Annotated in this window: 8 protein-coding genes; 2 read left to right on the top strand and 6 right to left on the bottom strand. The window is 71.5% G+C overall.

What is annotated here, in order from left to right; all coding sequences use genetic code 11:
• Both Q0588_RS09660 and Q0588_RS09655 read right to left on the bottom strand, forming a co-directional pair.
• The coding region (locus Q0588_RS09660) for a filamentous hemagglutinin N-terminal domain-containing protein (RefSeq protein WP_298745745.1) at positions 1 to 2132 on the bottom strand (2132 nt) is incomplete at its 3' end.
• A 43-nt stretch (positions 2133 to 2175) separates the two neighbouring features.
• Entirely contained in the window at positions 2176 to 3840 is a 1665-nt protein-coding gene (locus Q0588_RS09655) for a ShlB/FhaC/HecB family hemolysin secretion/activation protein (protein ID WP_298745744.1), read from the bottom strand.
• Positions 3841 to 4237: 397 nt separating this feature from the next.
• On the opposite strand from Q0588_RS09655, the gene Q0588_RS09650 reads away from it, so the two are divergent.
• Complete coding sequence (locus tag Q0588_RS09650; RefSeq protein WP_298745743.1) at positions 4238 to 5785, top strand: GNAT family N-acetyltransferase; 1548 nt, start codon at positions 4238 to 4240, stop codon at positions 5783 to 5785.
• An 81-nt stretch (positions 5786 to 5866) separates the two neighbouring features.
• Here Q0588_RS09650 and Q0588_RS09645 read toward each other — a convergent pair whose 3' ends face one another.
• The 4 genes from Q0588_RS09645 to chpT form a co-directional block, all read right to left on the bottom strand.
• A complete protein-coding gene (locus Q0588_RS09645; protein ID WP_298745742.1) occupies positions 5867 to 7759 on the bottom strand; it encodes a M20/M25/M40 family metallo-hydrolase in 1893 nt (630 codons plus the stop codon).
• A 300-nt stretch (positions 7760 to 8059) separates the two neighbouring features.
• Positions 8060 to 8875 (bottom strand): protein-glutamate O-methyltransferase CheR, encoded by an 816-nt coding sequence (locus Q0588_RS09640; RefSeq protein ID WP_298745741.1) that lies wholly within the window; start codon positions 8873 to 8875, stop codon positions 8060 to 8062.
• 4 nt (positions 8876 to 8879) lie between these two features.
• Entirely contained in the window at positions 8880 to 9251 is a 372-nt protein-coding gene (locus tag Q0588_RS09635) for a response regulator (protein WP_298745740.1), read from the bottom strand.
• A 98-nt stretch (positions 9252 to 9349) separates the two neighbouring features.
• Positions 9350 to 10003 (bottom strand): histidine phosphotransferase ChpT, encoded by a 654-nt coding sequence (gene chpT, locus Q0588_RS09630; protein WP_298745739.1) that lies wholly within the window; start codon positions 10001 to 10003, stop codon positions 9350 to 9352.
• A gap of 90 nt (positions 10004 to 10093) precedes the next feature.
• Between chpT and Q0588_RS09625 the strand changes: the two genes are divergently transcribed.
• Positions 10094 to 10629: inositol monophosphatase family protein (locus tag Q0588_RS09625; protein WP_298745738.1), on the top strand; the 536-nt coding region annotated here is incomplete at its 3' end.

The following is a 10629-nucleotide window of genomic DNA, read 5'->3' as shown; positions in this document are numbered from 1 at the left end:
GGGGGGGGGGGGGGGGGGGGGGGGGGGGGGGGGGGGGGGGGGGGGGGGGGGGGGGGGGGGGGGGGGGGGGGGGGAGGAGGAGGAGGAGGAGGAGGAGGAGGAGGCGGAGGCGGAGGCGGAGGCGCTGCCGCCGGCGAGATCGTCCCCCGTGTCCTGAACGTCGAAACGCAGCAGGATCCGGCCAGGGCGTACTGGTCGGCATTGGCGCCGGCCAGGGTGTATCCGCTGTAGGTGATGCCGACATCGGCCCCGGCGGCCGCCGAATCGAAGGTCGCGCTTGCGGCGGGGCCCGCCACCAGGGTGACGCCCGTGGGCAGTCCCGAGGCCGCCGTGGTCCTGAAGCCGGTGAGGGTCGTTCCTGTCGTGCCGTCGAAATCGCGGCTGCCGTCCGGGAACAGCAGCATCCGCTGGGTCAGCGCCGCGCCCTCGGTCAGGGTGAAGTGCGTCGAGAAGTCCGACGGGGCCGCGTAGGAAACAGGATTGTAGTTGATCGTGACCGGAGCGGCCGTGACCGTGACGCGGGGCGCAAGCGGGCTGAAGATGATCGTGCCGCCGCCGACGCCCGGCCCCGAACCGTCCGCGCCCGCGATCAGAGTCAGGCCCACCGGCAGACCCAGGCTCTGGGCCGGAATGGTGCTGCCCCGGGTCAGGGTGACGGCGGCGTCGATGTGGACGTCGTGCCCGGCGCACAGGGCGATGTTGCCGTCCGTCGTGGTGATGGCGTGATAGACGTTCACATTCTGGCCGGCGTTGAGCAGCACGCTGCCGTTCACCGTCGTGATCGGTGCGTTGACGTTCACGTCGCGTCCGCAGCAGGCCACCAGATTGCCGTTGGTGGCGGTGATCGCGGCATTGATGTTGACGTCGCGGTTGGCGTTCAGCGTCAGGGTCGTGGGACTGGAGGACGCCGTCCAGGCGATCGCGTCGTTGACGTGAATGTCCCCGTTGCCCGGCAAGTTCGCGCCCGGTCCCGTCATTGTGCTGATCACGACGTTTGTGGTCACCAGCTGGGCGGACAGGGTCGCTCCTGAAATATTGCCGCCGGCGCCGATGGTGAAGTCTTGCGGGTCGATCAGCCACGTCCCCGTGTCACCCGAAGGCGCATCGGTCGTAATGCGGGTTCCGGCCGCGATGTTCACGCTCCCGGCGGAGGTTTCGATAAAGCCCCCGTCGCCGCCGTCCGGCGCGCTGGCGTCAAGGACGCCGGCCACGTTCAACGTCCCGCTCTGCATGTCGCCCAGCAGCAGGATGACGCCATTTCGCTCGCCGATCGTGCGGGCCTGGATGACGCCGGTGTTGTTCACCACCGTCCGGAGCAGGTCGCCCGCGCCCTGTGCGGTCATCAGCACCTGACCGCCGTCGGCCTGCAGCATGCCGCCGTTCCGCACCAGGGCGTTGGCGGCGCCCTTGTCGATGACGACGTTGAGCAGGCCGTCTCCGGCGACGTCCAGGGTGATCGCCTCGCCTGCGGCGAGGGCGACCGTGCCCAGATTGGCCTGGATCACGCCCTCATTGCTGACGCGGCCGCCCAGCAGGGCCACATAGCCGCCGTTCGCGATGATCGCGCCCTGGTTCAGCACCGCGCCGTCGCCCGCGCCCGTGAAGCGGTAGTCGCCGGCCATGAAGTCGGCGTCGCTCATCCCCAGTGTGGAGGCGACAAGCCCGCCGACATTCACCTGGGAGCCCTGGCCGAACAGCACCCCGTTGGGATTGATCAGGAACACCTGGCCATTGGAGGTCAGGCTGCCGAAGATCGCGGACGCGTCCGGACCCAGCACCCGGTTCAGGGCGACGGAGCTGCTGTCGGGCTGCACGAAGACGACGCTGCCGCCCTGGCCGATGGAGAAGCTCTGCCAGTTGATCGCCGTGTTCCGCGTCGACTGATTGATCGTCATCGTACCGGGCCCGGTGGTGATGGTCGCGCCGCCCGCGGCGACCGATCCGCCCGTCGGCAGGACCTGGGCCTGGGCCGCGGTCCCCAGGGCCAGCGAGGCGCCCAGCCCGATCAGGGCGCAGGCGGCGGCGCCCGCCAGGCAGGTGGAGGATATCAGGGAGGCCCTGCGATCCGCCGGGTCGCATCGACCTCCGGCTCGCGTGCTGTCGCTGGCGATCAGGTGATGGAGTCTGGTCATCAGAACGTCCTTGTCGGGAGGGGCGGGTTGGCCGTCGCGGCCATCAGAACAGCTTGACGACCTGGAACCAGGCGCGGCCCGTTTCGTCGGGCCCCGAGGTCGATCGCTGGTCGTTGAACCGTCGGGCATAGGAGGCGCGGACAATGAGATCGTCCGGGCCGAACCAGTTGAGCCCGATGCCGCCGCCGCTGCGGCGGGCCTGATTGGGACCCGGGAACCAGGCGTCATGGGCGAGGTCGACTTCACCGCCGTCGACGAAGGCGATGAACTGGAACTGGCCCGGGAGGGGTTGCGTCCACCGGTCCAGCATCAACCGGGCTTCCAACGTCGCGACATAACCCTCGTCGCCGTAGGCTTCGCCTTCCGGATAGGCGCGCACCGCATAGGCGCCGCCCAGCACCATCTTCTCGGAGCTGTCCAGGTTGTCGGTCGCGACCTGTCCACGAAGCGAGCCGTAGACCGATAGCGGTCCGCTGACGGTCTGGAGTCTGGAGATGGCGTACTGCAGCTTGTTGAACCCGCCCTGGGAGCGCGCGCTGATCGCGTCGGCGGCCCGCTCGGCCGGGCTTTCGATGTCGAGCTCGCCCGAGGTCCAGGACAGCGAGCCGGCGTTCCAGCCCCCGCCGCCGAAGCCGTCGCGGGAATCCCCGCGCAGGCCGACCGTCAGCGCCCGGATCTCCTTGTCCGACACCTGGGAGACGAGCCCGATTTCGTCGCTCAGGAATTTGGCGTCGAAACTCGCCAGGGCGTAGAGGTTCGCGGCCCGCGAGCGGATCAGCGGATAGCTGGCGAACGCGCTGAAGATGTTGGCCGTGCCGCCGGCGTCCAGGGCCGAGAACTCGCGGCCAAGGTCGTACTGCATATGCGTATAGGCGACCCCGACGGTGGCGTCGCCGAGCGGCGCCTGCCAGGCGGCCCGCCCGTAGGCCAGGCCTTCGGTCGAGGCGAGCAGGCGCAGGCTGATCAGGTCGCCCAGGCCGGTCGGATTGGCGAAATTGACCGAGCCGCCGAACCGGTAGGCTCCGGTGTAGCGATTGCCGGCGTTGTCCGCCTCGAGGCTGCCGTAAATCCGGGGCGCGCGGGTCAGATCGACCGTCAGATCCGAAGAGCCGACTTCCGCCCCCGGGGACAACGTCGAATGCACGACGACGCCGGGTATGTCGGACAGCAGCAGCAGGCGCCGTTCGAGCGGCGCAATCGCGACCGGGTCGCCCCGGGTCAGGCCGTTCAGCCGCCCTGCGGCCAAGGCGTCGGACACGCCAGCCTGGTTGCGCAGATCGATCGCGCCGTAACGGCCCTCGACCACGGCGATCGTGACCGCGCCCTGGAGAACGTCCTGCGCCGGCAGATAGGCCTGGGCGAGCACATAGCCCCGATCACTATAGAAGCGCGTGATCCGCGCGGCGGCGTTGCGAAGCTCCGGCAGGGTGAGTTCCTGTCCCGGCGTGAAGCCCGCGGCCGCCACCAACTCCGCTTCCGTGAACAGCGTCGCGCCCGTGACACGCAGCGTGTCCACGCGGATGCGCCGACCTTCGGCCGCGGCCTCGGACGGCGGTTCCGGGCGCTCGATGCGGATGTCCGGCGCGGGTCTCTGGGGGAGGACGGCGGGAGGAATTTGCTGCAGCTGCCCCCCGGCGGGCGGTTGCTGGGCGTAGGCGCTCTGGCCCGTGGCCAATAGCGCAGCCGCCATCAGAGTGGATCTCAACATGGCTGCCTCGAAGCGCCGCCGCGAAATCAGGGCGTACCGGCTCTCACGCAGCGGAGAGCACGCACGTAGGAAGCTTGGGCAAGAGTCCGCTCACGCCGGGCCTGGAAAGCATGGCCGTAAGTTAATGAACGACTATTTTAAATCTTGCATGTAAAATGCCTATGCTGCGACATCGTTCCAATGTATTTTCAAATATACATTGAGATCAGAAGAGATCGTAGATTTCAGCGCTCTACAGACGCGCTGTCGGCCGCGCGTATAAGGTCTCGCTGACACCCGAAGAGCGGACGGCCCCGAACGTCCGCGATGAGTCACGATCCGGCATTGGCCGGGGACTTGGCCGCCCCACCGCCGGACACGGGGTTGATCCCCGACCATCGCCGTGCGTTCAGGGCGCATGACCAAGCCCTCCAAGCCCGCCGTCCTGTCCATCCGCAACGCCCGCCTCGCCGACGTCGAGGCCATCTCCGCCCTCGTGGCCAAGGTCTACAAGGACATGCCGGCCTATACGCCGGGGATGCTGCGCGGCCAGATCGCCGCCTTTCCCGACGGCCAGTTCGTGGTCGAATACGCCGACGAGATCGTCGGCTACGCCGCCGGCTTCCGCATCGACGAGAAGACGGCCATGGCGCCGCACACCTGGACCCAGATCACCGGCGGCGGCTATGCGGCGCGGCACGATCCGCTGGGCGACTGGTTCTACGGCATGGAGGTGTGCGTCGATCCGGACCGGCGCCGGCTGCGCATCGGCCAGCGGCTGTACGACGCGCGGCGCGACCTGTGCGAGGCGCAGAACCTCAAGGGCATCGTCTTCGGCGGGCGGATGCCCGGGCTGGCGCGGCGCAAGGCGGCCTATCCGGACGCCCGCGAATATCTGGACGCGGTCACGGCGAGGAAGCTGAACGACCCGGTGATCGGCTTCCACATGCGCGGCGGCTTCGAGCCGATCGGGGTGCTGGAGAACTATCTGGTCTCGGACACGGCCTCGATGGGGCACGCCGCGCACATGGTCTGGCGCAATCCCTACTATGCGGAGACGCACGGCCGGGGCGCGGCCTTCGCGGTCAAGGAGACGGTGCGGGTGGCGACGGTGCAGCTGCAGGCCCGCAAGGTCGCCAGCTTCGAGGAGTTCATCCACAACATCGAATATTTCGTCGACGTGACCTCGGACTACCGCTCGGACTTCGTGGTCTTTCCGGAGCTGTTCACCCTGCAGCTGCTGTCGCTGGAGAAGAAGAAGCTGACGCCGGTGGAGTCGATCGAGGCCCTGACCCGCTACACGCCCCGCTTCGTCGAGGCGATGCGCAAGATGGCGGTCGAATACAACATCAACATCATCGGCGGCTCCCACCCGACCCAGACGGAGGACGGCGACATCCAGAACGTCGCCTGGGTCTTCCTGCGCGACGGCTCGGTGCACGAGCAGGAGAAGATCCACCCGACCCCGAACGAGCGCCACTGGTGGAACATCAAGGGCGGCGACCGGGTGCACGCCATCCCGACCGACTGCGGCCCGATCGGGGTGCTGATCTGTTACGACTCCGAATTCCCGGAACTGGCCCGGCGGCTGGTCGACGAGGGGGCGCGGCTGCTGTTCGTGCCGTTCTGCACCGACAACCGCCAGGGCTATCTGCGGGTGCGCTACTGCTCGCAGGCCCGGGCGATCGAGAACCAGTGCTACGTCATCCTGTCGGGCAATGTCGGCAATCTGCCGAACGTCGAGAACATGGACGTCCAGTACGCCCAGTCCTGCATCCTGACGCCGTGCGACTTCCCGTTCGCGCGGGACGGGGTGGCGGCCGAGGCGAGCGAGAACGTCGAGACGGTGACGGTGGCCGACCTCGACCTGTCCGACCTGGCCTGGGCCAAGTCACAGGGCACGGTGCGCAACCTGCGCGACCGCCGCTTCGACCTGTACAAGACGGTGTGGACCGACGGGGGCTGAGGCCCGGGCTTCAGCCAACCCCATCCGTCATCCCCCGGCGTGTCCCGAGGACCCGTTTGGGCCTTGGCACGCGCGGTTGACTCAGGCTCGGTCCGCGGCGGGCGGTTCGGCCGGCATGGGGCTGGCGACCCGGGCCCCGCCCGAAACCGCCGCGCCGATCACCAGCACCGCCAGCGCCGCCATCAGCCACGGCCGGACGGCGCCGCGCTCCGGCGACAGCGGCCGCGCCAGCATCAGCACCAGCAGTCCCGTCAGCACGAGCACGCCGGGCCGGTCGAGGCCGACGCCGAGGAACACCGGGTGCGACAGTCCGGCCAGCCAGCCGCCGCCGAGCGCCGTGGCGGCGGCGACGGCCGCCAGCGACCTCGTCCGCGTCAGGCCGGGGTCCATAACGACCGCCAGCGCCGCCGCGGCGGCGGCCAGCAGGCCCGGCCACAGGAACAGGAAGGCGGTCTGGGGCGCCGCGGCCTGGGCGACCGCGCCGATGACCAGACCCAGGAGGATCAGGCCGATCCAGCCGCCCCACGCGGTCCGGGCGGCCAGTCCCGGCGCCAGCGACAGGCCGATGGCGACGACCGAGGCGCCGATCACCAGCGGGGCCGGCCCGCCCAGCGCCAGCGCCAGGGCGGCGACGGCGGCGACGGCGGCGGCGCCCAGGCGGCGGTCGGGCCGCGCCCGTCCGCCCAGCACGGCCATGGCCAGGGCCAGCACGGTCAGGGCCGCGCCGGCCTCGATCCACGGCAGCCGCGCCAGCAGCGCATAATAGGCGTCGGCGCTGTCGGCCCGTTGCGTCATCGGCCCGCCCAGGCTCCGCACCGCCTGGGTCAGGACCAGCCCGGTCGCCACGAACCAGACCCCGTCCAGCGCGCCCCGCCCGGCGTCGGCGAAGGTCAGGCCGGCGTGGGAGCGCGCCCGCCAGGCGGCGACGCCCAGCAGCGCGATCGCCAGCGCCAGGATGCCCCAGCCCGCCCCCGGCGGATGGCTGAGGATCGCCCGGCCGAACAGGTCGGCATAGACCAGATTGGCCGTGGCGGCGGGCAGGGCGGGCGCGCGCAGCAGGGCGTCGGCGTTCTCCAGCGCCTGCGAGCCGATATGCTGGACGGCACCCCGGTCGAGGGCCGCGGGCGTCGAGGACGGGGCGTGGTACTGTTCCGGCCGGCCGATGAAGGCGAGGTTGATCCCCTGCACGCCGCGGCTCCGGGGGATGGTGAAGTCGGTGTCGTTCGGCATCCGCTCATAGACGAACACGGCCAGGGAGTTGGAGGTGACGCCGCCGTCGGCGGCGAGGCCGGCGCGGCGGAACAGGGCGATGGTCCCGGCGTTGCCGCGCCCGGTCTCGAACATCATGGCCCGGCCGCCGCCGCCGCGGGTCTCGAGGTTGATCACCGCCCCGATCCGGTCGCGCAGCGGGTGGCCGCCCCAGAAGGCCCGGGCCCCGTCGAGGCCGATCTCCTCGGCGTCGGTCAGCAGCACCACCAGGGTCCGGTCGGCCGGTCCCCGCGCGCGGATCGCCCGCACACTCTCCAGCACCGCCGCCACGCCGGCGGAATCGTCCGCCGCCCCGGGCGACATCGGCACGGTGTCGTAGTGGGCCATCAGGGCGACGGCGGGCAGGGCCGGGTCGCGGCCCGGCAACACGCCGACCAGGTTGGTCGCGGTGAAATTCGCCGCCTCCGGGTCGCCGCCCATGCGGCGCAGGTAGCGGGCCGAGCCGCGCGAGATCGGCCCCGTCTGGGTCGAGGTCTCCAGCCCGAGGGCGTCCATCCGCTGGCGCAGATATGCGCGCACCCGGGCGTGGTCGGCCGAACCGACCGGATGCGGCCGCCGCGCCAGCTCGCGCACGTCGGCCATGGCCCGCTCCGCCGAGAAGGCGGTCGCCGGCGCGTCCACGCCGGCCGGTTCGGGGACCTGCAGGGCGGCGACCCCGATCAGCAGGGCCAGCGCCAGCGATCCGGCCAGCCACGACAGCCGCATGAGACCTTCTCCCCCCCGGTGACCGCCGCCAGCCTAGCCGTAACCGGCCCCTGCGTCACCTCCGCCGCGACGCCGCCCGGGCCGTCAAGGTTTCGTTCAGACGCGCCGCCTATGCCCGCGGGGCGGAGAGGCGGAGGGGCGATATGCTGAAGGCTTTGATGGCGCTGGTCCGCCAGTGGCGCTGCCGCCGGCACCGGTGGCGACCGGACCGGCGCCGACCGGACCGGGAGTGGTGCGACCTGTGCGGGGCCCGCCGGAAAACGCCGCGGGTCCGGGGACGGGCGGCGCGGCGGCGGCGGCCTACGCCGCCCGCCTGACGGTCGCCGGGGTCTTGACGAACAGGCCGGGACGGCCCACCACCGGGCGGAAGGCGAGGCTGTCGCCGGCCGGCGACTCCGCCGCGCCGAGGAACAGGCAGCCGTCCTCGACCAGCCGCCGCTCGAGGTTGTCGAACACCTGGACGCGGCGGACCGGCTCCATGTCCTCCAGCACATTGCGGCAGAAGATCACGTCGAAACGGCGATCGTCGGCGGGCGCGTCCAGCAGATTGGCGCGGGCGAACCGCACGGCGGCGCGCAGCTGGGGCCGGGCGATCCAGTTGTCCTCGGCCTGGTCGAACCAGTCGAGCATGGTCGCGGCCTTCAGGCCGCGCTGGATCTCGAAGCCGGTGTAGGCGCCCGAGCGGGCCTTCTCCAGCGCCCGCTGCGACAGGTCGGTGGCGAGGATCTCGACCGCGAGGCCGGCGTCCTGGGCCGCGATGGCCAGCGACCAGGCCTCCTGGCCGGTCGAACATCCGGCCGACCAGACCTTGACCGGCGCGCCCCGGCGCGCGGCCGACAGGGCCGGCAGCAGCTCGCCGGCGAAGGTGTCGAAGCTGGCCCGGTCGCGGCGGAACCAGGTCTCGGGATTGAGCAGGGCCTCGATCACGGCCCAGGCCAGGGCCGCCACCGGCCGGGCCCACAGCGAGGCCAGCAGGGCGTCGACGGTCTCATAGCCCTCGCGCCGGGCCAGCGGGCCCAGCCGGTGTTCGGCCAGCTTCATGCGGTCGCGCGTCAGCCGGAAGCCGGCGCGCGACGCCATCAGCGACTGCAGGCGGTCGAAGGCTTCCGGCGACATGGGTTCAGACGGCCCCCACCTCGGCGAATTTCGACGACAGGATCTCGCCGTCGAACGGCTTCATCACATAGTCGTCGGCGCCGGCCGACAGGGCCTCGGCGATGCGCTCGGCGCGGGTCTCGATGGTGCAGAACAGGACCTTGGGGCCCGCTCCCCCGGGCAGGGTGCGCAGCCGGCGCAGGAAGGTCAGCCCGTCCATCACCGGCATCGACCAGTCCAGCAGGATGACCTCGGGCATGACGCCGGCGCAGAAGGTCAGGGCCTCGGCGCCGTCGGCGGCCTCGTCGACCTCGAAGCCGAGGCCCTCGACGATGCGCCGGGCGACCTTGCGGATGATCCGGCTGTCGTCGACGATCAGGCAGGTTCTGGGGGTCAAGGCTGCGTTCCGGGCTGACGCGCACGGGGCCCGCGGGCGCGTTGGCCCCATCATCGCCGCGCGCCGGTTAATGACTCCTTGGTAAACCGGCTTAAGCGTCAGTTAGGCATGCGGACGGTCAGGGCGACACGGTCCTCGCCGGCCTCGACCTCAAGGGCGCCGCCGGCCTCGCGCGCCGTCAGCCACAGCCAGTAGGGCTGGATCCACTGGCCGGGCAGGCCTTCGGTCAGGGGGCGGCCCTCCAGGCCGGCCGCCGCCTCGAGCTTGAGCCGGGCCCGGGCCCCCTCGGCCACGCCCGCGATCTCCAGGCCGTCGGCGCGCCGGGCGGCGACCGTCGCCGTCCCGCCCGAGGGCAGGGCGGCCAGGGTCAGCCAGGCCAGGTTGACCAGGGCCCGCGCCTCGGCCTTGGAATAGTCGCCGGCGTCGACCCGCCACTCCAGGGCCGCCCGGCCGCCCTCGGCGAGGCCGGCGACGAGTTCGCCCAGTTCCGCGCCCGAGAATCGCTCGGCCGAGGTCGAGGCCCCGAAGGCGACCCGCGCGAAGGCCACCAGGGCGACCATCTTCCTGGCGCTGGACTCGATCAGGCCCATGGCGTCGTCGCGCATGTCCTGGGCGGTCGGGTCCTTCAGCAGGTCGAGGCCGGAGCTGATCGCCCCGGCCGGGCTGATGAAGTCGTGGCACAGCTTGCCGGCGACGAGGGCCGCGAGGGCCTGGCCGTCGGGAAGGGGGGCGGCGGGGGCGGTGTCGGTCATCGGGCTCGAAAACAACAGCTGGTCGGTCGCGCGGACGCTGCCCTGATTTGCCGGTTCTTGAAACCGCCGCGATGGTCTATCGGAGCGCGCATGAGCAAACGACTGACCGCCGACCTCGCCTCGGGCGCATTGACCGAGGCGCTGGCCGACATCGCCGAGGACGCCGCCCGCGTCATCCTGCCCTACTGGCGCAACGGGGTCACAGCCGAGGCCAAGGCCGACGACAGCCCGGTGACCAGGGCCGATCAGGAGGCCGAGGCCCTGATCCTGGCGCGGCTGGAGGCGCTGTATCCGGGGGTCCAGGCCGTGGCCGAGGAGGCGGCCGCCGCCGACGGCCTGCCGGCCGCGGCCGCCGCCTGGTTCTGGCTGATCGATCCGCTGGACGGCACGCGCGGCTTCATCGAGGGCCGCGAGAGCTTCACCGTCAACATCGCCCTGGTGCACAAGGGATCGGTGGTGGCCGGGGTGGTCACCGCCCCGGCCACGGCCACGACCTGGCGCAGCGGCGCGCCGGGCGCCGGGGCCTTCCGCCGCCGCTTCGGCGAGGGCTGGCAGCCGATCCGGGTGCGCGACCGCCCCGCCTCGCCCATGGCCGTGATGAGCCATTCGATGACCGACGAGGAGGC

This window comes from uncultured Brevundimonas sp. (assembly GCF_937870815.1).
Classification (GTDB): Bacteria; Pseudomonadota; Alphaproteobacteria; order Caulobacterales; family Caulobacteraceae; genus Brevundimonas.
This window is presented reverse-complemented; position numbering and strand designations above follow the sequence as displayed.

Coding starts and splice junctions, on each gene's coding strand:
- chpT (WP_298745739.1), bottom strand. CDS start 10,003: ATGACCGACACCGCCCCCGCCGCCCCCCTTCCCGACGGCCAGGCCCTC.
- Q0588_RS09640 (WP_298745741.1), bottom strand. CDS start 8,875: ATGTCGCCGGAAGCCTTCGACCGCCTGCAGTCGCTGATGGCGTCGCGC.
- Q0588_RS09645 (WP_298745742.1), bottom strand. CDS start 7,759: ATGCGGCTGTCGTGGCTGGCCGGATCGCTGGCGCTGGCCCTGCTGATC.
- Q0588_RS09650 (WP_298745743.1), top strand. CDS start 4,238: ATGACCAAGCCCTCCAAGCCCGCCGTCCTGTCCATCCGCAACGCCCGC.
- Q0588_RS09655 (WP_298745744.1), bottom strand. CDS start 3,840: ATGTTGAGATCCACTCTGATGGCGGCTGCGCTATTGGCCACGGGCCAG.